Origin of the sequence: Geodermatophilus sp. DSM 44513 (assembly GCF_032460525.1) — a bacterium.
GTDB lineage: Bacteria > Actinomycetota > Actinomycetes > Mycobacteriales > Geodermatophilaceae > Geodermatophilus.
This window is the reverse complement of record NZ_CP135963.1, coordinates 2,686,580-2,711,827: the sequence shown is the minus strand read 5'-3', so window position 1 is coordinate 2,711,827 and position 25,248 is coordinate 2,686,580. Positions and strand designations below refer to the sequence as shown.

Below are 25,248 nucleotides of genomic sequence, written 5' to 3'. Positions count from 1 at the left end.
GGCTGGGTGACCGGCACGGACCGGCCGCTCACCAGCCGCGGGCGCGCCACTCCGCGAGGTGCGGGCGCTCGGCGCCCAGCGTGGTGTCCCTCCCGTGGCCGGGGTACACCCACGTGTCGTCGGGCAGCGCGCCGAACAGCCGCTCCTCGACGTCGTCGACCAGGCTGGTGAAGTCCTCCGGCGACCACGTCTTCCCCACGCCGCCCGGGAAGAGGCTGTCGCCGGTGAACACGTGCGTGCCCGCGCCCTCGGGCCCGCGCCAGACCAGCGCGATGCTGCCCGGGGTGTGCCCGCGCAGGTGCACCACCTCCAGGGTCTGCCGGCCCACCCGCACCGTGTCGCCGTGGTCCACCGGCCGCTGCACCGGGACGGGCAGGTCACCGGCGTCCGCCGGGTGCGCGACGGTGACCGCGCCGGTGGCCCGCACCACCTCGGGCAGGGCGCGGTGGTGGTCCCAGTGCCCGTGGGTGGTGACCACGGTGTGCACGTCGGCGTCACCGATGAGCGCGCGCAGCGCCTCGGGCTCGGCGGCGGCGTCGACCAACAGCGCCTCGCCGGTGCCCGGGTCGCGCAGCAGGTAGGCGTTGTTGGCCATCTCGCTGACCGCCAGCTTGCTGATCACCAGCCCCGGCAGCTCCCGGACGTCGGCCGGCCCGCCCACCTCGACGTCGCCCGTGTAGCCCATCCCAGCCTCCCGGTCGGAGAGTGTCGGCGGCCGCCGATACGGTCCGGGCATGGACGCTAGCGGAGGTCTGCGGGTCGGCGCCGGACCGGACGGGACCGGCCCCGCCGGTCCGGTCACGGCGGGCGTCGTCGGCCGGCCGGCCACCGAACTGGCGGCCCGGGTGCGCTCCGGCGAGCTGACCGCGGTCGAGGTCGTCCGCGCGCACCTGGCCCACCTCGACGAGGTCGAGCCGCGGGTCGGCGCCTTCCGCGTGGTGCGCCGGGAGGCCGCCCTGGCCGAGGCGCACGCCGTCGACACCGCGCTCACCCGCTTCGCGATGCCGCTGGCCGGGGTGCCGGTCGCGGTGAAGGACAACGTCGCCGTCGCCGGGGAGGTGCGCACCGACGGGGTGGCGGCCCGCACCGGGCCGGCGGAGCGGCGCGACCACGCGGTCGTCACCCGCCTGCGCCGGGCCGGTGCCGTCGTCGTCGGCGTCACCCGGGTGCCCGAGCTGTGCCTCTACGCCGCCACCGACGGGCCCGGCACCGTCACCCGCAACCCCTGGGACACCGCCCGCTCACCGGCCGGCAGCTCCGGCGGGAGCGCCGCGGCGGTCGCCTCCGGCGCGGTCCCGCTCGCCCACGGCAACGACGGCATGGGGTCGCTGCGCCTGCCGGCGGCCGCGTGCGGGCTGGTCACCCTCAAGCCCGGCCGGGGCGTGGTGCCCGGCGGCCTGGGCGCCGACGACTGGTCGGGCATGGCGGTCAACGGCGCCCTGGCCACCACGGTGGCCGACCTGGCCGTGGCCCATGCGGTCCTGGCGGGGGAGCAGCCGGCCCCGCTCGAGGGGCCCGGCCGGCCGCTGCGCGTCGCCGTCTCCACCCGCTCACCCGTCCCCGGCGCGCGCGTGGACGGGCCGGCCCGCGCGGCGGTCGAGGCGGTGGTCGCCGCCCTCGTCGCCGCCGGGCACACCGTCGTCCACCGGGACCCGCCGATCCCCGTCGGCGCGGCGGGCGGGGCGCTGGCCCGCTGGATGGCCGCCGCCGCCGACGACGCCGCGGACCTCGGGGTCCCGCTCGCCGACCTGCAGCCGCGCAGCCGCACCCACGCCCGCGTCGGGCGGGCGGTGCGGGCCGCGCGCCTGGTCCGGCCGGCCACCGCGGAGCGGTTCCGCGCGCAGGTGACCGCCTTCTTCGCCGAGGCGGCCCTCGACGTGCTGCTCACGCCCGTGACGACCGGCCCGCCGCTGCCCGCGCGGCCCTGGCACGAGCGATCCTTCCTGGCCAACGTGACGGCCAACGCGCGCTGGGCGCCGTGGACGGCGGCCTGGAACCTGGCCGGCCTGCCGGCCCTCGTTCTACCCGCCGGTACCCGGCCCACCGGGCAGCCGCTGGCCGTCCAGCTGGTCGGTCCCCCGGGGGCGGAGGGGCGACTACTCTGGACCGCCGGGGAGCTGGAGCGTCTGTCGCCCTGGCGTCGTCACGCGCCCGTCTTCGACCCCGCCGGAGCGTCGTCCCCGGCTCCCGCCTGAGCACCTCGGTCCGCGACGACGTCGCCGTCGTCACGGACTGCGCGCGGGCAGTGACGGCGTTGCCCCCCTCGACCCCCCGACACCCCACTGCGGGCCCGGAGCGACCGGCCGGCCCAACCGACCGACAGGGAACACATTGGACCGTCTCGTCGTCCGCGGCGCCCGAGAGCACAACCTCAAGGACGTCCACCTCGACCTGCCCCGCGACGCGCTGATCGTCTTCACCGGGCTGTCCGGGTCGGGCAAGTCCAGCCTGGCCTTCGACACGATCTTCGCCGAGGGGCAGCGCCGCTACGTCGAGTCGCTGTCGGCCTACGCCCGCCAGTTCCTCGGGCAGATGGACAAGCCCGACGTCGACTTCATCGAGGGCCTCTCGCCGGCGGTCTCGATCGACCAGAAGTCGACCAACCGCAACCCGCGGTCGACGGTCGGCACGATCACCGAGGTCTACGACTACCTCCGGCTGCTCTACGCCCGCGCCGGGCAGCCGCACTGCCCCAACTGCGGCAAGCCGATCTCCCGGCAGACCCCGCAGCAGATCGTCGACCAGGTGCTGGCCATGGAGGAGGGCACCCGCTTCCAGGTGCTCGCCCCCGTCGTCCGGGCCCGCAAGGGCGAGTACGTCGACCTGTTCAGCTCGCTGCAGACCCAGGGCTTCGCCCGCGTCCGCGTCGACGGCGTGGTCCACCAGCTGACCGAGCCGCCGACGCTGAAGAAGCAGGAGAAGCACACGATCGAGGTGATCGTCGACCGGCTCACCGTCAAGGAGAGCGCCAAGCGGCGGCTCACCGACTCGGTGGAGACCGCGCTCGGCCTGGCCGGTGGCCTCGTCGTCCTGGACTTCGTCGACCTCCCCGAGGGCGACACCCAGCGCGAGCGCACCTTCTCCGAGCACCTGGCCTGCGTGGACGACGGGCTGTCCTTCGAGGCGCTGGAGCCACGGTCGTTCTCCTTCAACTCGCCGTTCGGGGCCTGCCCGGAGTGCACCGGCATCGGCACCCGCAAGGAGGTCGACCCCGAGCTGGTGGTCCCCGACCCGGGGCGGAGCCTGGCGCAGGGCGCGATCGCCCCGTGGGCGACGTCGATGAGCAACGAGTACTTCACCCGGCTGCTCACCGGCCTGTCCCAGCAGATCGGCTTCTCCATGGACGACCCGTGGGAGCGGCTGCCGGCCAAGGTGCAGAAGGCCGTGCTGCACGGCTCGCCGGACCAGGTGCACGTCCGCTACAAGAACCGCTACGGCCGTGAGCGCAGCTACTACGCCGCCTTCGAGGGCGTGCTGCCGTTCATCGAGCGGCGGCACGAGGACACCGACAGCGAGTTCATGCGGGACAAGTACGAGGGCTACATGCGCGACGTGCCCTGCCCGGTCTGCCACGGCACCCGGCTCAAGCCGGAGATCCTCGCCGTCAAGCTCGGCGGCCGCTCCATCGCCGAGGTCACCGGGCTGTCCATCGGCGACGCGGCGCAGTGGCTGGGCGCCCTGGAGCTCGGCGAGCGCGAGCGGGCCATCGCCGACCGGGTGCTCCGGGAGATCCAGGCGCGGCTGTCCTTCCTCGTCGACGTCGGCCTGGACTACCTGTCCATGGACCGGCCCGCGGCCACCCTGGCCGGCGGCGAGGCCCAGCGGATCCGGCTGGCCACCCAGATCGGCTCCGGGCTGGTCGGCGTCCTCTACGTGCTCGACGAGCCCTCCATCGGGCTGCACCAGCGGGACAACACCCGGCTGATCGAGACCCTCGTGCGGCTGCGCGACATGGGCAACACGCTCATCGTCGTCGAGCACGACGAGGACACCATCAAGGTCGCCGACTGGGTGGTCGACATCGGCCCCGGCGCGGGCGAGCACGGCGGCGAGGTCGTCGTCAGCGGTACCGTCGCCGACCTGCTGGCCAGCGAGCGGTCGCTGACGGGTGCGTACCTGTCCGGGCGCCGGCAGATCGCCGTCCCGCAGGTGCGCCGCCAGCCCACGCCCGGCCGCGAGCTGGTCGTCAAGGGCGCCCGGGAGCACAACCTCAAGGGCGTCGACGTGACGTTCCCGCTGGGCTGCCTGGTGGGCGTCACCGGGGTGTCCGGGTCGGGCAAGTCCAGCCTGGTCAACGACATCCTCTACACCACCCTGGCCAACCAGCTCAACCGCGCCCGGATGGTGCCCGGCCGGCACCGCACCGTCACCGGCCTGGAGCACCTGGACAAGGTGGTGCACGTCGACCAGTCGCCGATCGGGCGCACCCCGCGGTCCAACCCGGCCACCTACACCGGGGTCTGGGACCAGGTGCGCAAGCTGTTCGCGCAGACGTCGGAGGCCAAGATCCGCGGCTACCAGCCCGGCCGGTTCTCCTTCAACGTCAAGGGCGGCCGCTGCGAGGCCTGCTCCGGTGACGGCACGCTGAAGATCGAGATGAACTTCCTGCCCGACGTGTACGTGCCCTGCGAGGTGTGCAAGGGCGCCCGGTTCAACCGGGAGACCCTCGAGGTGCACTACAAGGGCAAGACGGTCGCCGAGGTCCTCGACATGCCCATCGAGGAGGCCGCCGACTTCTTCGCCGCCATCCCGGGCATCTCCCGGTACCTGCGCACGCTCACCGAGGTCGGGCTGGGCTACGTCCGGCTCGGCCAGCCGGCCACCACGCTGTCCGGCGGCGAGGCCCAGCGCGTCAAGCTGGCCAGCGAGCTGCAGAAGCGGTCCAACGGCCGCAGCATCTACGTCCTCGACGAGCCCACCACCGGGCTGCACTTCGAGGACATCCGCAAGCTGCTCATCGTGCTGCAGGGCCTGGTCGACAAGGGCAACTCGGTGCTCGTCATCGAGCACAACCTGGACGTCATCAAGAGCTGCGACTGGCTCATCGACATGGGCCCCGAGGGCGGGTTCCGCGGCGGCACGGTCGTGGCCGAGGGCCCGCCGGAGTTCCTCGCCACGGTCACGGAGAGCCACACCGGCCGCTACCTGGCACCGCTGCTCGACCCGGACGCCGTCGCCGCCGCCGCGGCGCCGAAGAAGCGGGCCCGCCGCCGGGCCAGCTGAGGCGGTGCGGGCCGGGCTCCTCCGTCCGGGGGGCCCGGCCACCACCGGACGACGGCGGGCTTGAGTCCGCGCCGCACCGCCCCCTACCCTCCGTGTGATCGACGTCACGCCCTGCCCGGGGCGCGAGGTCGCGACGGAGGAGACGCCGGTGACCGCCCTCACGCCCGACTGCGACCCCGACCTGAGCCGTCCCCGCTCGGTGGCGCGCCCGCCGGGGCGCCGGGTGCGGTCCACGGCCGTCCTGCTCGCCCTGGTGGCGCTCGCGGTGCTGGCCGCCGGGAGCGACTCGGTGCCCACCGCCGCGGTCGTCCTCACCGGCGGGGTGGGGCTGGCGTCCGCCCTCGTGCTGACCGTGCGGGTCGCCCGGTTCACCCGCCGGGCCGGCGCGGTGCTCGCGCCCTGGACGGCGGCGGTGCGCCGGTCGCGTCCGGCCGGCTGACCCGCGCGGGACGGGCGGCGGGCGCCGGCCGGGGCGAGGATGGTGCGGTGGACGGTCCCGCACGCACCCACGACCTGGTCGTCTACGGCGCCACCGGCTTCGTCGGCCGGCTGGTCGCCGCCCACCTGGCCTCGGTCGCTCCCGCCGGCCTGCGGGTCGCGCTGGCCGGGCGCTCCCACGACCGGCTGGAGCGGGCCCGCGCCGAGCTGCCGGCCGCCGCCCGCGACTGGCCGCTGGTCACCGCGGACGCCACCGACGAGGCGTCGCTGGCCGTGCTGGCCGGCGCGACGCGCGTGCTGGCCACGACCGTCGGCCCCTACGCCCGCCACGGCCTGCCCGTCGTCGAGGCCTGTGCCCGGGCCGGCACCCACTACGCCGACCTCACCGGCGAAATGCTGTTCGTCCGCCGGGCGATCGACCGCACCGACCCCGTCGCCCGGGACACCGGCGCCCGCATCGTGCACGCCTGCGGCTACGACTCCGTCCCCTCCGACCTGGCCGTGCTGCTGCTCGCCGAGCGGGCCCGGGCGGACGGCGCCGGCGGGCTGGGCGAGGTGCGGCTGGTCGCCACGGCCCGCGGCGGTTTCAGCGGCGGGACCGTCGACTCCGCCCGCGCCCAGTTCGAGGAGGTCGGCCGCGACCCGGCGGCCCGCCGGCTGGTCGGGGACCCGTTCTCCCTCAGCCCCGACCGCGACGCCGAACCGGACACCCCCCAGCCGCGGGACGCCGCCCCGCCGTCCCGCACGCCCGACGGCCGGTGGACGGCGCCGTTCGTCATGGCGCCGTTCAACACCCGGGTGGTGCGGCGCAGCAACGCCCTGCAGGACTGGGCCTACGGCCGCGGCCTGCGCTACGGCGAGCTCCAGGGCTGCGGCCGCGGCCCGGCCGGGGCGGTGGCGGCGGTCGCCCTGACCGCCGGGCTGGCCGGCTTCGTCGGCGCGATGGCCCTGCCGCCGGCACGCGCGGTGCTCGACCGGGTGCTGCCCGCGCCGGGCACCGGCCCGGACGAGCGGACCCGCGCCCGCGGCTGGTTCCGCTCGGTGGTGGACGCGACCACCGAGGGCGGGCGGCGGTACCGCGCCACCGTGGCGGGCCGGGGCGACCCCGGATACGCGGCGACCGCCGTGATGATCGGCGAGACGGCCCTCGCGCTGGCCGTCGACGGCGACCGGCTGCCCGCGCGGGCCGGCTCGCTCACCCCGGCCACCGCGCTCGGCGCCGTGCTGGCCGACCGGCTGCGCGCCGCCGGGCACACCTACGAGGTCGCCGAGCAGGGGTAGCCCGAAGCACACCGGTGTCATCCCGGCGGCGGACCGTCGCTCCCCGCACCTAACCTGGGGCACGTGCCCGACCCGTCCACCTACCGCCCCGCGGTCGGCAGCATCCCGGAGTCCCCGGGGGTGTACCGCTTCCGCGACCCCAACGGCCGGGTCGTCTACGTCGGCAAGGCCAAGAGCCTCCGGCAGCGGCTGAACAGCTACTTCGCCGACGTCGCGGGCCTGCACCCGCGGACCCGGCAGATGGTGACGACGGCGGCCAGCGTCGAGTGGACCGTCGTCGGCACCGAGGTCGAGGCCCTCCAGCTCGAGTACAACTGGATCAAGGAGTACGACCCGCGGTTCAACGTCCGCTACCGGGACGACAAGAGCTACCCCTCGCTGGCCGTCACGCTGAACGAGGAGTACCCGCGGCTGCAGGTGATGCGCGGGCCGAAGAAGAAGGGCGTCCGCTACTTCGGCCCCTACGCGCACGCCTGGGCCATCCGCGAGACGCTGGACACCCTCACCCGCGTCTTCCCGGCCCGCACCTGCTCCACCGGCGTCTTCAAGCGCGCCGGGCAGATCGGCCGGCCCTGCCTGCTCGGCTACATCGGCAAGTGCGCCGCCCCCTGCGTCGGCCGGGTCTCCGCCGAGGAGCACCGGGAGATCGTCGACGGCTTCTGCGACTTCATGGCCGGGCGCACCGAGCAGATGGTGCGCCGGCTGGAGCGGGAGATGGCGCGGGCCGCCGAGGCGATGGAGTACGAGCGGGCCGCCCGGCTGCGCGACGACCTCGGCGCGCTGCGGCGGGCGCTGGAGAAGCAGGCCGTCGTCCTCGGCGACGGCACCGACGCCGACGTCGTCGCCTTCGCGCAGGACGAGCTGGAGGCCTCCGTGCAGGTCTTCCACGTCCGCGGCGGGCGGGTGCGCGGGCAGCGCGGCTGGATCGTGGACAAGGTCGAGGAGGTCAGCACCGGCGAGCTCGTCGAGCAGTTCCTGCTCCAGGTCTACGGCGGCGTCGACGAGGCCACCGGCGTCGGCGAGGCCGGGGAGGCGGTGCCCCGCGAGGTGCTCGTCCCCGAGCTGCCCGACGACGCCGACGTCTACGAGGAGCTGCTCACCGAGCTGCGCGGCAGCCGGGTGAGCCTGCGGGTGCCCCAGCGCGGCGACAAGCGCGCGCTCATGGAGACCGTCGAGCGCAACGCCAAGGAGGCCTTCGCCCGGCACCGGGTCAAGCGGTCCAGCGACCTCACCGCCCGGTCCCTGGCGCTGGCCGAGCTGCAGGAGGCCCTCGAGCTGCCCGACGCGCCGCTGCGCATCGAGTGCATCGACGTCTCGCACGTGCAGCAGACCAACGTGGTGGCCAGCATGGTCGTGTTCGAGGACGGGCTGGCCAAGCGGTCGGACTACCGCCGGTTCTCCGTGCAGCACGGCACCGACGACACCGCGGCGATGGCGGAGGTGGTGCGCCGCCGGTTCGCCCGCCACCTCAAGGAGGAGGCCGACCGCCGGGACGAGCAGGGGGTCGCGGCCGAGGAGGGCCGGCCGCGCCGGTTCGCCTACCCGCCCAACCTGCTGGTGGTCGACGGCGGCGCCCCGCAGGTCGCCGCCGCCGCGCGGTCGCTGGACGAGCTGGGCGTCGTCGACGTCGCCGTGTGCGGGCTGGCCAAGCGGATGGAGGAGGTGTGGCTGCCCGGCGAGAGCGACCCGGTCGTGCTGCCGCGCACCTCCGAGGCGCTGTACCTGCTGCAGCGGATCCGGGACGAGGCCCACCGGTTCGCGATCACCTACCACCGGCAGAAGCGCTCCACGAGCATGCTGGTCTCCCTGTTGGACGACGTCCCCGGCCTCGGGGAGACGCGGCGGAAGGCGCTGATGAAGGAGTTCGGGTCCCTCAAGCGGCTGCGGGCCGCGACCGTCGAGGAGCTGACCGCCGTCCCCGGCATCGGCCGCCGGACGGCGGAGGCGGTGCTGGCCGCCGTCGCCCAGCCGGAGGCGGGACCGGCCGGCCCGGCCGACGGCGTGGCAGCGGGGGAGGACGCCGTCGGGACGACGACGGCGCCCGCCGGCCCGGCCGAGCGCGGCACCCCGCGCAGCGGGACGGGCGCGACCGCCGAGGTCGGCCGGGTGGCGTCGTGAGCGGCTCCGTGACCTCGCCGGCTGCGCCGGCCGGGAGCGAACGGGGAGCATCGTGAGCGAGCAGGCCCCCGACACCGCACACCTGGACACGCCCCCCGGCGCGCCGGGTCACCCGCACGGCGACGCCCCGCCGCCGCTGGACCCGTCCGGCACCGAGACCGCGCCGCTGGACGTCGTGGTGGTCACCGGGCTGTCCGGCGCCGGCAAGAACACCGCCGGGCGGGTGATGGAGGACCTGGGCTGGTACGTCGTCGACAACCTGCCGCCGGCGCTGCTGCTGCCGATGGTCGAGCTGGGCGCGCGGGGGGACGTGCGCCGGTTCGCCGCCGTCGTCGACGTGCGCAGCCGGGCGTTCTCCAGCGACCTGCAGGAGGCCATCCGGGTGCTGGCCGAGGCCGGCCACCGCCCCCGGGTGGTCTACGTGCACGCCCGCGACGAGGTGCTGGTCCGCCGCTACGAGTCCAACCGCCGCGAGCACCCCCTGCAGGACGGCGGCACGCTCACCGACGGCATCACCGCCGAGCGGGCGCTGCTGACCGGCATCGCCGGCGACGCCGACCTGTGGGTGGACACCAGCGACCTCAACGTCCACCAGCTGCGGGCCACGCTGGAGAACGCCTTCGCCCGCGAGGGCCGGACCCCGCCGCTGACCGCCACGGTGCTCAGCTTCGGCTTCAAGTACGGCCTGCCGCTGGACGCCGACCTGGTCGTCGACGCCCGCTTCCTGCCCAACCCGCACTGGCTGCCCGAACTGCGCCCCCACTCCGGGCAGGACCCGGACGTGCGCGACTACGTCCTCGGCCAGGACGACGCCCGGCCGTTCCTGGACCGCTACACCGACGTGCTGCGGCTGCTCATCCCCGGTTACCGGCGCGAGGGCAAGCGCTACCTGACCCTCGCCGTGGGCTGCACCGGCGGCAAGCACCGCAGCGTGGCCATCGCCGAGGAGTTCGCCCGCCGGCTGTGCGCCGACGGCGTCGACGCCACCGTGCAGCACCGCGACCTGGGCCGCGAGTAGTGGGCGCACCCGCACCCGTCCCTGCCGCCGGGGCGAACGGAGCCCGGCCGCCGCGCGTCGTCGCCTTCGGCGGCGGCCACGGGCTGGCCGCCGCGCTGGGCGCCTGGCGCCGGATCACGCCGGACCTGACCGCGGTGGTCACCGTGGCCGACGACGGCGGGTCCTCCGGGCGGATCCGCCGGGAGATGCCGGTCCTGCCGCCGGGTGACCTGCGGATGGCGCTCAGCGCGCTGGCCGGCGACGCCACGGACACCCGGCAGATGGCCGCCCTGCTGCAGCACCGGCTGGGCGGCAGCGGGGTGCTCGCCGGCCACCCGGTGGGCAACCTGGTGCTCACCGGTCTCACCGAGCTGCACGGGGGCGACTGCGTGCGCGCGCTGGACGACCTGTGCCGGCTGCTGGGCGCCCGCGGGCGGGTGCTGCCGATGGCCGACGTCCCCCTGGACCTGGTGGCCACGGTGGAGAGCACCGACCCCGACGACCCGGCGCGCACCCGCAGGATCCGCGGTCAGGTGGCGATCGCCGCGACCCCCGGCCGGGTGCGCGACATCCTGGTGTCCCCGGACGACCCGCCGGTGCACCCCGCCGTGCTCGACGCGATCGCAGCCGCCGACGTCGTCTCCCTCGGCCCGGGCTCCTGGTACACCTCGGTGCTGCCGCACCTGCTCGTACCCCGGCTGCGGGCCGCGCTGGAGGCCAGCAGCGCCCGGGTGGTCGTCGTGCTCAACCTCGAGCCGCAACCGGGGGAGACCGACGGCTTCTCCCCGGAGGAGCACCTGACCGTGCTGCAGAGCCACCTCGGTGGAGTGGCGTTGCACACGGTGATCGCGGATGCAGGATCGGTGGTTGACCGCTGTGGTCTCCTGTCAGCGGTACGGGAGTGCGGTGCCGAGCTCGTGCTGGCCCCGGTCGCCGAGGACGGCGGCGCGCCACGGCACGACCCGGCCCGCCTGGCCGCCGCCCTGCAGGAGGCGCTCGGCACGGCACGGGGCATGACGGGCGCGGAACGGGTACCGCAACGTCTCGTACCGGATGCGCAACGCAGGCGCGACGAAGGGAACACCGCACATGGGGCTTGCTGAGCCCGGGGGAACGTGGGGGTGGACGGCATGGCGATGACGGCCATGGTCAAGGACGAGCTGTCGCGGGTGGAGTGCAGCAAGACCTCCGAGCGCAAGGCGGAGGTCACCGCGCTGCTGCGGTTCAGCGGCGGCCTGCACATCGTCGGCGGGCGGGTGGTCATCGAGGCCGAGCTGGACACCGGCTCGGTGGCCCGCCGGCTGCGGCGCGACATCAGCGAGGTGTACGGCTACACCAGCGGCGTGAGCGTGCTGGCCGGCGGCAACATCCGCCGCGGCGTGCGCTACCTGGTCCGCATCGCCAAGCACGGCGAGGGCCTGGCCCGCCAGACCGGGCTGGTCGACCAGCGCGGCCGGCCGGTGCGCGGGCTGCCGCCGTCGGTGGTCAGCGGCGGCATCAACGACGCCGAGGCAGCCTGGCGCGGCGCCTTCCTGGCGCACGGCTCGCTGACCGAGCCCGGCCGCTCCTCCTCCCTGGAGGTGACCTGCCCCGGCCCGGAGGCCGCGATGGCGCTGGTCGGCGCGGCCCGCCGGCTCGGCATCGCGGCCAAGGCCCGCGAGGTGCGCGGCGCCGACCGGGTGGTGGTGCGCGACGGCGACGCCATCAGCGCGCTGCTCACCCGGATGGGTGCCCACGACGCGGTGATGGCCTGGGAGGAGCGGCGGATGCGCCGCGAGGTCCGCGCCACCGCCAACCGGCTGGCCAACTTCGACGACGCCAACCTGCGCCGCTCGGCGCGCGCCGCGGTGGCCGCCAGCGCCCGCGTGGAGCGGGCCATGGAGATCCTCGACGGCGACGCCCCGGAGCACCTGCTGATCGCCGGCCGGCTGCGGCTGGAGCACGGGCAGGCGTCGCTGGAGGAGCTCGGCCAGCGCGCGGACCCGCCGATGACCAAGGACGCCGTCGCCGGCCGGATCCGCCGGCTGCTGGCCATGGCCGACAAGCGCGCCAAGGACCTCGGCGTCCCGGACACCGAGTCCGTGGTCACCGACGACATGCTCACCTGAAGGGCCACCTCGCCCCCCGCGCCTCGCACGCTCGTCGCGGGCCCCTGCGTGGTGGCCGTTCCAACACGTCACCACGTTCGGCGCGGGCCCGTGCGAGGTGGCCGTTCCAGCACGTGACCGGGCCCGACGTCCGGGAGCCGTGCGCGGCCGTGACCGATAGGGTCGGCGGGGAGCGAGGCCGCGCGCCGCGCGCGGCCCCCGAGCGACGACGTCGCCGTGATCATGGGAGGTCTGCATGACCGTACGCGTGGGCATCAACGGGTTCGGCCGGATCGGGCGGAACTTCTGGCGGGCCGCCGCGGCCAGTGGCAAGGACGTCGAGATCGTGGCGGTCAACGACCTGACCAGCCCGGAGGTCCTCGCCCACCTGCTCAAGTACGACAGCGTGCTGGGCGTGCTGGCCGAGGAGATCAAGGCCTCGCCGGAGGGCATCGAGATCGGCGGGCAGACCGTGAAGGTGCTCTCCGAGCGCGACCCGGCGGCGCTGCCCTGGGGCGACCTGGGTGTCGACGTCGTCGTGGAGTCCACCGGCTTCTTCACCAAGGCCGACGACGCCCGCAAGCACGTGGACGCCGGCGGCGCCAAGAAGGTGATCATCTCCGCGCCGGCCACCGGTGACGACCTGACGATCGTCATGGGCGTCAACGACGACCGCTACGACGGCTCGCAGACGATCATCAGCAACGCGTCGTGCACCACCAACTGCCTGGCCCCGCTGGCCAAGGTGCTGCACGACGCGTTCGGCATCGAGCGCGGCCTGATGACCACGATCCACGCCTACACCGCCGACCAGAACCTGCAGGACGGCCCGCACAAGGACCTGCGCCGCGCCCGCGCCGCCGCGCTGAACATGGTGCCCACCTCCACCGGCGCGGCCAAGGCGATCGGCCTGGTCCTGCCGGAGCTGCAGGGCAAGCTCGACGGCTACGCGATGCGCGTGCCGGTGCCCACCGGGTCGGCCACCGACCTCACCGTCCAGCTCTCCCGCGAGGCGTCGGCCGCCGACGTCGACGCCGCCTACCGGGAGGCCGCCGGCTCCGGTCGGCTGGCCGGCGTCCTCACCTACACCGACGCCCCGATCGTCTCCTCCGACATCGTCACCGACCCGGCGAGCTGCATCTACGACGCCAAGCTGACCAAGGTCTTCGGCCCGATGACCAAGGTGCTCGGCTGGTACGACAACGAGTGGGGCTACTCCAACCGGCTCGTCGACTCCGTCGAGCTCGTCGGCCGCTCGCTGTAGCCCCGGGATGCGCACCCTCGACGACCTGCTCGCCGAGGGCGTCTCGGGCCGGCGCGTGCTCCTGCGCGCCGACCTGAACGTCCCGCTGGACAAGGCCACCCGGGAGATCACCGACGACGGCCGGATCCGCGCCAGCCTGCCCACCCTGCAGGCGCTGCGCGACGCCGGGGCCCGCGTCGTGGTCGCCGCCCACCTCGGCCGGCCCAAGGGCGCCCCGGACCCGCAGTTCTCCCTCGCCCCGGTCGCCGCGCGGCTCGCCGAGCTGCTCGGCGTCGACGTGCCCCTGGCGGCGGACGTCGCCGGCGAGGACGCGCGGGCCCGGGCCGGCCGGCTCGGCGACGGCGACGTCCTGCTGCTGGAGAACGTCCGCTTCGAGGCCGCCGAGACGGCCGAGGACGACGCCGAGCGGGGCGCGCTGGCCGACCGGCTGGCCGCGCTGGCCGACGCCTTCGTCGACGACGCCTTCGGTGCGGTGCACCGGAGGCACGCCTCGGTGTACGACGTGGCGCTGCGGCTGCCGCACGTCGCCGGCCGGCTGGTCGCCCAGGAACTGGACGTGCTCACCCGGCTCACCACCGACCCCGAGCGGCCCTACGTCGTGGTGCTGGGCGGGTCGAAGGTCAGCGACAAGCTGGCCGTGATCGAGGCGCTGCTGCCCAAGGTCGACCGGCTGCTGGTCGGCGGCGGGATGTGCTTCACCTTCCTGGCCGCCCAGGGCCACGGCGTCGGGACGTCGCTGCTGGAGGCCGACCAGGTGGACACCTGCCGCCGCCTGCTCGCCGACGCCGGCGACCGGATCGTGCTGCCGCTGGACGTCGTGTGCGCGCCGGAGTTCAGCGCACAGGCGCCGACGACGACGGTCGCGGTCGACGCCATCCCCGACGGCCAGATGGGCCTCGACGTCGGCCCGCGCACGGTGGAGGCCTTCGGCCGCGAGCTCGGCGGGGCCCGCACCGTGTTCTGGAACGGCCCGATGGGCGTCTTCGAGCTCGCCCCGTTCCAGGCCGGCACCCGCGGGGTGGCCGCGGCGGTGGCCGCGGTCGACGGGCTGTCCGTCGTCGGCGGTGGGGACTCCGCGGCCGCGGTGCGCCAGCTGGGTCTCGACGAGTCCGCCTACGGCCACATCAGCACCGGCGGCGGCGCGTCGCTGGAGTACCTCGAGGGCCGGGAGCTGCCCGGCCTCGCGGTGCTGGCCGACCGAGCGACGACGGACCGAGGAGACTGACGTGGCACGCAGGGGCACCCCGGTCCGCCGGGAGGGACGCCGTCCGCTGATCGCGGGCAACTGGAAGATGAACCTCACCCACCTCGAGGCGATCGGCATGGTGCAGAAGCTCGCCTTCAGCCTCCGGGAGCCCGAGCTGGAGGCGGCCGAGGTGGTCGTCCTGCCGCCGTTCACCGCGCTGCGCAGCGTGCAGACGCTGGTGGCCGGCGACAAGCTGGAGGTCGGCTACGGCGCGCAGGACGTCTCGGTCGAGGACTCCGGCGCCTACACCGGGGAGGTCAGCGGCGCGATGCTCGCGGCGCTGGCCTGCCGCTACGCCGTCGTCGGGCACTCCGAGCGGCGGGCGCTGCACGCCGAGGACGACGCGGTGGTGGCCGGCAAGGTGCGCAGCTGCCTGCGGCACGGCCTGGTGCCCATCCTGTGCGTGGGGGAGGGGCTGGAGGTCCGCCGGGCCGGGCAGCACGTCGCGTACTGCACCGCGCAGCTGGACGCCGCCCTGGAGGGGCTGACCGCCGAGCAGCTGACCGAGCCCGGTGGGGGGACTGGGCTCGTCATCGCCTACGAGCCGGTGTGGGCGATCGGCACCGGCGAGGTGGCCACCCCCGAGGACGCGCAGGAGGTGTGCGGTGCCCTGCGGTCACGGCTCGCCGAGCGTTTCGGCGCGGAGACGGCCGGGATCGTCCGTATCCTCTACGGCGGGTCGGTGAAGGCCGCCAACACGGCCGGGATCCTGGCCGGGCCGGACGTCGACGGTGCCCTCGTCGGCGGCGCCAGCCTGGACGCCGACGAGTTCACGCAGATCTGTCGGACAGCCGCCGACGTCGGCTGACCGCCGCGGGGGCGGCGGGGAGCGGGTGGGGTGGACAGCACGGTGCCGCGGGGCCGCGCCGGGGTGCGCGGCCGGATCGCCGCCGTCGCCGCCGCCGCACTGCTGGTCGTCGGGACGGCGGTCAGCTGCGCCGGCGCCGGTGAGGACGCCGCCGTGCTCCCCGTCGTCGGCGACGGCCCGGACGCCGGTGTCAGCGGCGTCCGGGCGCCGTCCGACGCGGCCGGCGGCACGCTGCGGGTGGTGACCGGCGAGGTGGACAGCCTCGACCCGCAGCGCTCCTACCTGCCCGGGGTGTGGAACCTCATGCGGCTCTACACCCGCACGCTGGTCAGCTACTCCTCCGAGCCCGGCCGCACCGGCGAGCTGGTGCCCGACCTCGCCACCGACCTGGGCAGCACCCCCGACGGCGGGGCCACCTGGACCTTCACGCTCCGCGAGGGCGTCCGCTTCGAGACCGGGCAGCCGATCACCTCGCGGGACGTCAAGTACGGCATCGAGCGGTCCTTCGCCTCCGACGTCGTCGTCGGCGGCCCCACCCGGGTCGTCGAGCTGCTCGACGACCCGGCCGACCCCTACGCCGGCCCGTGGCAGGACGAGACCCCCGGCCGGCTGGGCCTGGCCTCGGTGGACACCCCCGACGACCGCACCATCACCTTCCGGCTGCGCTCGCCGCAGCCGGACTTCCCCTACGTCATGGCGCTGCCCTCCAGCGGCCCGGTCCCGATCGACCTGGACACCGGTGCCGACTACGGCCTGGACCCGGTGTCCTCCGGTCCCTACGCGGTCGCCACCCGGGACGACGTCACCGGCATCGTGCTGGAGCGCAACCCGCAGTGGGACCCGGCCACCGACGGCGTCCGGACCGCGCTGCCCGACCGGGTCGTGGTCCGCACCGGGCTGACCGGGCTGCAGCGCGACCAGGCGCTGCTGGCCGGGTCCGCCGACGTCGACGTCTCCGGCACCGGCATCCAGGCGCCGACGACGGCCCGGCTCGGGCAGGACGGCGGCGCGGAGGTGCCGCTGACCGACCGGGTCGACGAGGTCGCCGGCTCCGTCGTCCGGCTGCTCGCGCTGCCCACCGACGTCGCCCCGTTCGACGACGCGTCCTGCCGGGCGGCGGTCGCCGCGGCCGTGGACCGGGCCGCCGTGCAGGAGGCGCTGGGTGGCCCCACCGAGGCCGTGCCCACCGCCCGGCTGTGGCCGCAGGGCGTCGAGGGCGGGCCGGACGGGGCGGACCCGGGCCCGGACGTGGCCGCGGCCGAGGCGGCGCTGGCCGCGTGCGGGCGGCCGGAGGGCTTCCGCACCGTGCTGGCCACCGCGGACGGGCCGAACAGCGTGGCCGTCGCCGAGCGGGTCGCCGGGCAGCTGGCGGCCGTCGGCGTCGAGGTGGAGGTGCGTCCCCTGGACGCGGCCAGCTTCTACGCCACCGAGGTCGGCAACCCCGACCGCGTCCGGGACAACGGGATCGGCATGGTGCTGGCCAGCTGGACCGCCGACGTCCCCACGCCCGGCTCCTTCCTCGTGCCACTGGTCGACGGCCGGTCGATCAGCGCCGTGGGCAACACCAACTTCGCGCGGCTGGCCGACCCCGCCGTCGACGCGCTGATCGACGCCGCCCGCACGGCGCCGGACCCCGAGGCCGCCCGCACCGCCTGGCGCGAGGTGGCGACGGCGGCCACGGCGACGGGGGCCTACGTGCCGCTGGCGGAGTCCCGGGTGCAGCTGCTGGCCGGCCAGCGGCTGCGCAACGGCGTGGTGATGGGTCCCTACACCGGCTACGACCTGGCGACCGCCGGGGTCCGCTGAGCCGATCCGGCACCGGCCGCCGAGCCGGGCTCCCCGGGGGGCGGACGCCCGTCGGTTACCCTCGGCCCATGGTCGAGGTGTCCCTCAACGTGTTGCTGGTGCTCACCAGCCTGCTCCTCGTGGTGCTGATCCTGCTGCACCGCGGCAAGGGCGGGGGCCTGTCCTCGATGTTCGGCGGCGCGGTCTCCTCGCAGCTGTCCGGGTCCTCCGTGGTGGAGAAGAACCTCAACCGGCTCACCGTCTTCATCGGCCTGGTCTGGACCGTCTGCATCATCGGCCTGGGCATCCTGCTCAAGGTCTAGCCAGCACGGACTCCCGCCCGAGCGGGACCAAAGTCCTCTGCAGCGGCCTCACCAGGCCATAGACTGCTCCGGCGGCCGCTCCGGCCGCGGCACCGCAGGACGCACAGGGGGCACTCGTGGCTGGTGGGAACGCGATCCGGGGCACGCGGGTGGGCGCGGGCCCGATGGGTGAGGCCGAACGCGGCGAGGCGGCACCCCGCCGGCGGATCCCCTTCTGGTGCGCCTCGGGTCACGAGACGCAGGTGTCCTTCGCCTCCGAGGCCGACGTGCCCGAGCTGTGGGACTGCCCGCGCTGCGGCCTGCCCGCCGGCCAGGACCAGGCGGCGCCGCCCCCGGCCCCGCGCACCGAGCCCTACAAGACGCACCTGGCCTACGTCCGCGAACGGCGCAGCGACGCCGACGGCGACGCGCTGCTCGAGGAGGCGCTGGCCAAGCTGCGGAGCCGCCGCGGCGCCTAGCCGGACACGGCTCCGGGCGCCGATCGGCTCAGGCCGGCGGGTCCAGCTCGCCGGCCGCGTCGGCGTCCAGCAGCCAGCGGGTCGCCCGGCGGCCGTGCACACCGGCCGCGGGCAGCTCCTCGGGCGTGACCTGGCCACCCAGCGCCCGCGCCACGGCCGGGGCCTTCGCCGCGCCACTGGCCAGCAGCCAGACCTCCTCGGCGGCGTTGACGGCGGACAGGCCGAGGCTCACCCGGGTCGGCGGGGGCTTGGGGCAGTCGCGCACCGCGAACACCGGGCGCTGGTCGGACACCGCCGGCGTCCCCGGGAACACCGACGCGACGTGCCCCTCGGGGCCCACGCCCAGCAGCAGCACGTCGATGCGGGGGACCGGCCCGCTGTCGGCCGCCGCGGCCAGCTGGTCGGCGTACCAGGCCGCGGCGTCCTCGGGCTCGGCGAACCCGGCGTCCGAGGCAGGCAGCGCGTGCACCCGCTCCGCCGGGACGCCGGCCGGGTCGAGCAGCGCCCGCCGGGCGCCCAGCTCGTTGCGGTCGCCGTCGGCGGCGGGCACCCAGCGGTCGTCGCCCCACCACACGTCGACCGCGGTCCAGTCCACCCGCTCGCGGGCCGGCTCGCGCACCAGGTCGGCCACCCGCTCGAGGACGGCGGTGCCGATGCCACCCCCGGTGAGCACCACCGACGCCGTCCCGTGCACCGCCTGCGCCGCGGCGAGCCGGGCGACCAGCGCCGCGGCCACCGCGCGGGCCAGCCGGTCGGCGTCCGGCTCGACGACGACGTCGGGCCGTTGGCCCTCCTGCAGGGGCCCGCCGTGAGCGTGCGAGCGGTGGGGGGCAGGAGGGTCCTTTATCACGGGGTGGCCTCCGCGCTGTTGCGCTCCCCGTGCTCGGCCACCTCGTCGGCGCCGACGGAGTCCGCGGGCACCGTGGGCAGCGGCTCGCCGGGCCCGCCGGTGGCCTCCGCGGGGTCCAGCCACTCGTACTCCCGCGCCGCCGCCCGCTCGGCCAGGTCGGGGACGCCGGTCGTGGACCCGAGCGCCTCGGCGTACGGCTCGTCGGGGTCCAGCCGGCGCAGCTCCTCACCGACCAGGTCCCCGAGCGCCCGGTCGGGCAGGGCCACGGTCGCATCCGGCCGGTAGGGCTGGCTGATGACCGCCCCGCCGCGCCGGTCGGCGGTCACCCGCACCTGCTCGTCCTGGTCCAGTTCCAGCGCCACGGCCGCGACGCCGCTGGGGCCGGGGCGCCGCTCACCGGACTCCACCGGGACGTCCACGCCGCAGCGCGCGGTCAGCCAGCCGGCCAGCAGCAGTGCGGTGGCGTGTCCCGGGTCGCCCTCGACCCGCCCGCCGAGCACCCGCACCGACTCGCCCCGGCGGCCGGACACCGAGTCCACCGTCGAGGTGAGCGTTGCCCGCCACGGCGTGCTGCGCGTCCACGCCAGGTCGGTGTCCCCGGGGGCGTAGTCCTCGGCGCGGGCGCACAGCGCGGCGAGCTGGTCGCCGGCCAGCGAGCTGTCGGTGATCCGCCGGTCGGCGATCACCGCGAGCGCGTCGGTGGCCAGCCGGTCCGGCGGCGTGCCGTGGAACCAGGTCACCACCGGGGCGTCGGCGGCCAGCAGCGGCAGCACCACCGACTCGGCGTGCAGCGCCAGCCGCCCGTACATCCGCATGACCACGGCCTCACCGGGGCCCAACCGCCCGCCGATGAGCACCTCGGCGTCCAGCCGGGGCGCCGGCGCCTCGATCTGCCGGCGGATGACGATCAGCAGCCGGCACGGGTGCTGCTCGGCGGCGGCGGTCGCGGCCTCCTCCGCCTCGGCCACCCGGTCCTCGTCGGCCACGACGACCAGCGTCAGGGCCACGCCGGACAGCACCGCGCCGCCGGTGCGCCGCTGGGCGGCCAGCTCCTTGACCACGGCCGAGCCGGTGGTGTCCCACAGCGTCGTCATCGGGTCGTCTCCTCGCGAGCGGTGCGGTCGTGGCTGTCCCGGGGGTCGCTCACGGGCGCCGCCACCGGCGGCCCTCGGCGGCGAGCATCTCGTCGGCCGCGCGCGGGCCCCACTCGCCGGCCCGGTAGGGCTGCGGCGTCGTCCCGGCCCAGAACTCCTCCAGCGGGTCGATCACCGCCCAGGACGCCTCGACCTCCGCGTTGCGCGGGAACAGGGTGGCGTCGCCGAGCAGCACGTCGAGCAGCAGCCGCTCGTAGGCCTCGGGGCTGGCCTCGGTGAACTGCTCGCCGTAGAGGAAGTCCATCGCGACGTCGCGGACCTCCATCACGCTCCCCGGCACCTTCGACCCGAACTTCAGGGTCATCCCCTCGTCGGGCTGCACCCGGATGACCAGCTGGTTGTTGCCCAGCTCCTCGGTGTCGGTGTCGGCGAAGGGCAGGTGCGGCGCGCGCTTGAAGACCAGCGCGATCTCGGTCACCCGCCGTGGCAACCGCTTGCCGGCGCGCAGGTAGAACGGCACGCCGGCCCACCGCCGGGTCTCCACGCCCAGCCGGACGGCGGCGTAGGTCTCGGTGGTCGAGTGCGGGTCGACGCCGTCCTCCTGCCGGTAGCCGGTGGCCCGCTGCCCGGCCAGCCAGCCCTGCTCGTACTGCCCGCGGACGGCGAAGGCGGACAGGTCCTCCGGCAGGGACACCGCGCGCAGCACCTTGAGCTTCTCGGTGCGGATCTCCTCCGCGGAGAACTCGACCGGCTCCTCCATCGCGGTGAGCGCCAGCAGCTGCAGCAGGTGGTTCTGCAGCACGTCGCGGGCCGCCCCGGTCTGCTCGTAGAACTGCGCCCGCCCGCCGATCCCGACGTCCTCGGCCATGGTGATCTGCACCGAGTCGACGTGGTGGCCGTTCCACAGCGGCTCGAACAGCGAGTTGGCGAACCGCAGCGCCATCAGGTTCTGGACGGTCTCCTTGCCCAGGTAGTGGTCGATGCGGAACACGTCCTCGGCGGTGAACACCGAGTCGACCAGCTCGTTGAGCGCCCGGCTGGAGGCCAGGTCGGTGCCGAACGGCTTCTCCACCACCACCCGGCGCCAGCGGCCGGGGGTGCTGTCGGCCATGCCGGTGCGCTGCATCTGCTTGAGCACCACCGGGAACATCGCCGGCGGGATGGACAGGTAGAACGCCGCGTTGCCCCCGATGCCGTGGCTGCCCTCCAGCTCCCCGAGCGTGGCGGCGAGGGCGTCGAAGGCGTTGTCGTCGTCGAAGGACCCCTGCACGAAGCGGACGCTGCCGGCCAGCCGCTCCCACACCTCCTCCCGCCACGGGGTGCGGGCGGCCTTGCGGGCGGCCTCGCGGGCGAGCTCTGCGAAGTCCTCGTCGCCCCAGTCGCGGCGGGCGAACCCCAGGAGCGCGAAGTTCGTCGGCAGCAGGCCACGGTTGGCCAGGTCGTAGACGGCCGGCAGGAGCTTCTTGCGGGCGAGGTCCCCGGTGATGCCGAAGACGACGAGGGCGCAGGGCTCCGGCACGCGGGGCAGCCGCCGGTCCCGCGGGTCCCGCAGCGGATTGGTGATCAAGGATCCATCCTGGGTGAGGTGCTGGAACGGCCCTCCTGCAGGGGCCCACCGCGAGCCTGCGAGCGGTGGGGGCAGGAGGGTCCTTCGACTATTTCTTGTCCTCCAGCTCCGAACGCACGGAGGCGGTGAGCTCGTCCCACGAGTCGACGAACTTCTGCACGCCCTCGTCCTCGATCGTCCGGAACACGTCGTCCATGTCCACGCCGGCCTCGGCGATCGACCGCATCACCGCGGCGGCCTCCTCGTAGGTCTTCTGCACCGGCGTGCCCGGGGCGCCGTGGTCGGCGTAGGCCATGAGCGTCTTCTCCGGCATGGTGTTGACCGTGCCGGGGGCGATCAGCTCGCTGACGTAGAGGGTGTCGGGGTAGTCGGGGTTCTTCACCCCGGTCGAGGCCCACAGCGGCCGCTGCGGCCGGGCGCCGCGGGCCTCCAGGGCCTTCCACCGGTCGGAGGAGAAGACCTCCTCGTAGGCCTGGTAGGCCAGCTGGGCGTTGGCTAGCGCGGCCTTGCCCTTGAGCTGCGGGTCGGCGCCGGCGGCGTCCAACCGCTTGTCGATCTCGGTGTCCACCCGGGAGACGAAGAACGACGCCACCGAGGCGATGCCGGACAGGTCGGCGCCGTCGTCCTCGGCCAGCCGCTGTTCCAGCCCGGCCAGGTAGGCGTCCATGACCGCCCGGTAGCGCTCGAGGCTGAAGATGAGGGTGACGTTGACACTGATGCCGCGGGCCAGGGAGGTGGTGATCGCCGCCAGCCCCTCCTCGGTGGCCGGGATCTTGATGAACAGGTTCGGCCGGTCGACCAGCCACCACAGGTGCGCGGCCTCCGCGGCGGTGGCGTCGGTGTCGTGCGCCAGGCCCGGCGCGACCTCCAGCGACACCCGGCCGTCACCCGGCTGGCGCTGGGCGACCGGGGCGAGCAGGTCGCAGGCGTCCCGGACGTCGGCGGCGGTGATGGTGCGCAGCGCCTCCTCGACGCTCACCTTGCGCACGGCCATCGCGTGCAGCTGGTCGTCGTAGGAGTCCGACCCGCTGATCGCCGCGGCGAAGATGGTCGGGTTGGTGGTGACGCCGACGACGGAGTGCTCGTCGACCAGTGACTGCAGGTTCCCGCTGCGGATGCGGTCGCGGGAGAGGTCGTCGAGCCAGACGGCGACCCCGGCCGACGACAGCTCGGCCAGCTTCTCGTTCTGTGCCATGTCCGTGCCTTTCCTAGTGAGAGAAAGGACCCCCTTGCCCCCCACCGCTCGCACGCTCGCGGCGGGACCCTGCAAGGGAGCCGCGGGCTACATGTCGCCGGTCGGGTGGGGGAGGCCTCCGGTGGCTGCAACCGGGCCGGCGGGGACGGCGTTCCCCGCCCGGGCGGCCTCCAGGGACTCGCGGGCGGCCGCGACGACGGCCTCGTCGGTCAGGCCGAACCGCTCGTAGAGGACGGAGTAGGCGGCGCTGGCCCCGTAGTGGGTGAGCCCGACGATGCGGCCGGCGTCGCCGACGAACTCCCGCCAGCCCATGGGCACACCGGCCTCGACGCTGACCCGCGCCCGCACCGACGGCGGCAGCACCTCGTCCTTGTAGGCCTGGTCCTGGTCGGCGAACCACTCCACGCACGGCACGGAGACCACCCGGGTCGGGACGCCGTCGGCCTCCAGCCGCTCCCGGGCGGCGACGGCGATCTGCACCTCCGAGCCGGTGCCGAGCAGGATCACCTGCGGCTCGCCGTTGGAGGCGTCGGCCAGCACGTAGGCGCCGCGGGCCACCCCCTCGGCGGAGCCCATCTGGGCGCGGTCGAACACCGGCAGGTTCTGCCGGGACAGCAGCAGGCCGGCCGGGCGGTCGTTGTTCTCCAGCACCGTGCGCCAGGCGACGGCGACCTCGTTGGCGTCGGCCGGGCGGACGACGTCCAGCCCGGGGATGGCCCGCAGCGCGGCGAAGTGCTCGATCGGCTGGTGGGTCGGGCCGTCCTCGCCCAGGCCGATGGAGTCGTGCGTCCACACGTAGGTGACCGGCAGCTGCATGAGCGCGGCCAGCCGCACCGCCCCGCGCATGTAGTCGGAGAAGGTGAGGAAGGTGCCGCCGTAGACGCGGGTGCCACCGTGCAGGGCGATCCCGTTCATGATCGCGCCCATGGCGTGCTCGCGGACGCCGAAGTGCAGCGTGCGCCCGTACGGGCCGCCGGACCACATCTTGGTCTGCCGGTCGGCCGGCAGGAACGACGGTTCGCCCTTGACCGCGGTGTTGTTGCTCTCCGCGAGGTCGGCTGACCCGCCCCAGAGCTCGGGCAGCACCGGGTAGAGGGCGCTGAGCACCTCGCCGGAGGCCTTGCGGGTGGCCACGCCCTTGGGGTCGGCGTCCCAGCTCGGCAGCCCGTCGGCGAAGTCCTCGGGCAGCGAGCGGGTGCGCATCCGCTCCAGCAGCGCGGCGGCGTCCGGGTTCTCCCGCTGCCAGGCGGCGAAGCGCCCGTCCCACTCGCCGCGGACCCGGCGGCCCTCGTCCACCACCGAGCGGGCGTGGGCCAGCACCTCGTCGTCGACGGCGAAGGTGCGCTCGGGGTCGAAGCCGAGGACCTCCTTGGTGGCCCGCACCTCGTCCTCGCCGAGCGCGGAGCCGTGCGAGGCGCCGGTGTTCTGCTTGGTCGGCGCCGGCCAGGCGATGACCGTGCGCAGCACGACGATCGAGGGCCGGCCGGTCTCGGCCCTCGCCGCGGCGAAGGCGGCGTCGACCGCGGCGAGGTCCTCGCCGTCGTCGACGTGCTGCACGTGCCAGCCGTAGGCCTCGTAGCGCTTGCCGACGTCCTCGGTGAAGGCGACGGTCGTGTCGTCCTCGATGGAGATCCGGTTGGCGTCGTAGACGAGCACCAGGTTGCCCAGCCGCTGCGTGCCGGCCAGGGAGGACGCCTCGCCGCTGACACCCTCCTCGAGGTCGCCGTCGGAGGCGAAGCACCAGACGGTGTGGTCGAACAGGCTCTCGCCCTCGGGGGCGTCGGGGTCGAACAGGCCGCGCTCGCGGCGGGCGGCCATGGCCATCCCGACGGCGTTGCCCACGCCCTGTCCCAGCGGGCCGGTCGTCGTCTCCACGCCGGGGGTGTGGTTGACCTCGGGGTGGCCCGGGGTCTTCGACCCCCACGTGCGCAGCGCCCGCAGGTCCTCCAGCTCCAGGCCGTAACCGGACAGGTAGAGCTGCACGTACAGGGTGAGGCTGGAGTGCCCCATGGACAGCACGAAGCGGTCCCGGCCGACCCAGTTGGGGTCGCTGGGGTCGTGGCGCAGCCACCTGTGGAACAGCAGGTAGGCGGTCGGGGCCATGCTCATCGCCGTCCCCGGGTGGCCGTTGCCCACCTCCTGGACGGCGTCCATCGCCAGCACGCGGGCGGTATCGATGGCCCGGCGGTCGAGCTCCCCGAAGCCCTCGGGCAGCGTCGGGTGCGGCTGGCGCGGGTCGCCGGTGGGGGCGTCGCTGGCGGCCTCGGCCGGCGCCTCGGACGCGGTGCTCTGGGTTCCCATGTGTGTCCTGCTCCCTCGGTCGGCCTACGGGTCCCGCCCGGGTGCGACCTCGCCGGGTCCGGGTGGACGGCGGTGCCTGCTGCCGGCGACCGGCGCCGGTGCCGGTCACGGCCGGGTGCCCCGCACCGGGACGCGCCGTCGTCAACCCCGGCCCTACCCGGTGCGGGTGCGGCCCCAACGTGATCGACGCCAGTCTTGCGCACGGGGAGACCC

At 75.2% G+C, this 25,248-nt stretch carries 20 protein-coding genes; 14 read left to right on the top strand and 6 right to left on the bottom strand.

What is annotated here, in order from left to right; genetic code table 11:
• Window positions 1-28: 28 nt before the first annotated feature.
• Complete coding sequence (locus RTG05_RS13100; protein ID WP_166529015.1) at window positions 29-685, bottom strand: MBL fold metallo-hydrolase; 657 nt, start codon at window positions 683-685, stop codon at window positions 29-31.
• A gap of 49 nt (window positions 686-734) precedes the next feature.
• On the opposite strand from RTG05_RS13100, the gene RTG05_RS13095 reads away from it, so the two are divergent.
• The 14 genes from RTG05_RS13095 to RTG05_RS13030 all read left to right on the top strand — a co-directional run bounded on the left by RTG05_RS13095 (window position 735) and on the right by RTG05_RS13030 (window position 18,028).
• On the top strand, window positions 735-2,195 hold the full coding sequence (locus RTG05_RS13095) for an amidase (RefSeq protein WP_166529014.1): 1,461 nt from the start codon (window positions 735-737) through the stop codon (window positions 2,193-2,195).
• A gap of 136 nt (window positions 2,196-2,331) precedes the next feature.
• Window positions 2,332-5,223, top strand: a complete 2,892-nt coding sequence (uvrA, locus tag RTG05_RS13090; RefSeq protein WP_166529013.1) for an excinuclease ABC subunit UvrA — start codon at window positions 2,332-2,334, stop codon at window positions 5,221-5,223.
• 148 nt (window positions 5,224-5,371) lie between these two features.
• Window positions 5,372-5,662 (top strand): hypothetical protein, encoded by a 291-nt coding sequence (locus RTG05_RS13085; protein ID WP_166529012.1) that lies wholly within the window; start codon window positions 5,372-5,374, stop codon window positions 5,660-5,662.
• A 47-nt stretch (window positions 5,663-5,709) separates the two neighbouring features.
• Window positions 5,710-6,942 carry a saccharopine dehydrogenase family protein gene (locus RTG05_RS13080; protein ID WP_166529011.1) on the top strand — a complete coding sequence of 411 codons (1,233 nt, stop codon included), beginning with the start codon at window positions 5,710-5,712 and terminating at the stop codon, window positions 6,940-6,942.
• A 63-nt stretch (window positions 6,943-7,005) separates the two neighbouring features.
• The gene (gene uvrC, locus RTG05_RS13075; protein ID WP_166529010.1) at window positions 7,006-9,060 is read left to right on the top strand and encodes an excinuclease ABC subunit UvrC; all 2,055 of its coding nucleotides are present in this window, start codon (window positions 7,006-7,008) and stop codon (window positions 9,058-9,060) included.
• A gap of 52 nt (window positions 9,061-9,112) precedes the next feature.
• On the top strand, window positions 9,113-10,078 hold the full coding sequence (rapZ, locus tag RTG05_RS13070) for an RNase adapter RapZ (RefSeq protein ID WP_315911858.1): 966 nt from the start codon (window positions 9,113-9,115) through the stop codon (window positions 10,076-10,078).
• Window positions 10,078-11,160 carry a gluconeogenesis factor YvcK family protein gene (gene yvcK, locus RTG05_RS13065; RefSeq protein WP_166529009.1) on the top strand — a complete coding sequence of 361 codons (1,083 nt, stop codon included), beginning with the start codon at window positions 10,078-10,080 and terminating at the stop codon, window positions 11,158-11,160. Before rapZ ends, yvcK begins: the two co-directional genes overlap by 1 nt.
• Before the next feature lie 27 nt (window positions 11,161-11,187).
• Window positions 11,188-12,165 carry a DNA-binding protein WhiA gene (gene whiA, locus RTG05_RS13060; protein WP_166529008.1) on the top strand — a complete coding sequence of 326 codons (978 nt, stop codon included), beginning with the start codon at window positions 11,188-11,190 and terminating at the stop codon, window positions 12,163-12,165.
• A 235-nt stretch (window positions 12,166-12,400) separates the two neighbouring features.
• Complete coding sequence (gene gap, locus RTG05_RS13055) at window positions 12,401-13,408, top strand: type I glyceraldehyde-3-phosphate dehydrogenase (protein ID WP_166529007.1); 1,008 nt, start codon at window positions 12,401-12,403, stop codon at window positions 13,406-13,408.
• A gap of 7 nt (window positions 13,409-13,415) precedes the next feature.
• Window positions 13,416-14,633 carry a phosphoglycerate kinase gene (locus RTG05_RS13050; protein WP_166529006.1) on the top strand — a complete coding sequence of 406 codons (1,218 nt, stop codon included), beginning with the start codon at window positions 13,416-13,418 and terminating at the stop codon, window positions 14,631-14,633.
• 1 nt (window position 14,634) lies between these two features.
• On the top strand, window positions 14,635-15,462 hold the full coding sequence (tpiA, locus tag RTG05_RS13045; protein ID WP_166529005.1) for a triose-phosphate isomerase: 828 nt from the start codon (window positions 14,635-14,637) through the stop codon (window positions 15,460-15,462).
• Window positions 15,463-15,492: 30 nt separating this feature from the next.
• Window positions 15,493-17,268 carry an ABC transporter substrate-binding protein gene (locus tag RTG05_RS13040; RefSeq protein ID WP_166529004.1) on the top strand — a complete coding sequence of 592 codons (1,776 nt, stop codon included), beginning with the start codon at window positions 15,493-15,495 and terminating at the stop codon, window positions 17,266-17,268.
• 68 nt (window positions 17,269-17,336) lie between these two features.
• Entirely contained in the window at window positions 17,337-17,570 is a 234-nt protein-coding gene (secG, locus tag RTG05_RS13035) for a preprotein translocase subunit SecG (RefSeq protein WP_166529003.1), read from the top strand.
• A gap of 116 nt (window positions 17,571-17,686) precedes the next feature.
• Complete coding sequence (locus RTG05_RS13030) at window positions 17,687-18,028, top strand: RNA polymerase-binding protein RbpA (protein WP_166529002.1); 342 nt, start codon at window positions 17,687-17,689, stop codon at window positions 18,026-18,028.
• Between the two features lie 28 nt (window positions 18,029-18,056).
• Here the strand turns inward: RTG05_RS13030 and pgl are convergent, their stop codons facing one another.
• From pgl to tkt, 5 genes are all read right to left on the bottom strand, one after another.
• Window positions 18,057-18,878 carry a 6-phosphogluconolactonase gene (gene pgl / locus RTG05_RS13025; RefSeq protein WP_315911857.1) on the bottom strand — a complete coding sequence of 274 codons (822 nt, stop codon included), beginning with the start codon at window positions 18,876-18,878 and terminating at the stop codon, window positions 18,057-18,059.
• Window positions 18,875-19,972, bottom strand: a complete 1,098-nt coding sequence (locus RTG05_RS13020; protein WP_166529001.1) for a glucose-6-phosphate dehydrogenase assembly protein OpcA — start codon at window positions 19,970-19,972, stop codon at window positions 18,875-18,877. The genes pgl and RTG05_RS13020 overlap by 4 nt, the downstream gene beginning before the upstream one ends.
• Window positions 19,973-20,021: 49 nt before the next feature.
• On the bottom strand, window positions 20,022-21,539 hold the full coding sequence (gene zwf, locus RTG05_RS13015) for a glucose-6-phosphate dehydrogenase (protein ID WP_166529000.1): 1,518 nt from the start codon (window positions 21,537-21,539) through the stop codon (window positions 20,022-20,024).
• Window positions 21,540-21,627: 88 nt separating this feature from the next.
• Window positions 21,628-22,734 carry a transaldolase gene (tal, locus tag RTG05_RS13010; protein ID WP_166528999.1) on the bottom strand — a complete coding sequence of 369 codons (1,107 nt, stop codon included), beginning with the start codon at window positions 22,732-22,734 and terminating at the stop codon, window positions 21,628-21,630.
• 87 nt (window positions 22,735-22,821) lie between these two features.
• The gene (gene tkt, locus RTG05_RS13005) at window positions 22,822-25,035 is read right to left on the bottom strand and encodes a transketolase (protein WP_166528998.1); all 2,214 of its coding nucleotides are present in this window, start codon (window positions 25,033-25,035) and stop codon (window positions 22,822-22,824) included.
• Window positions 25,036-25,248 lie beyond the last annotated feature (213 nt).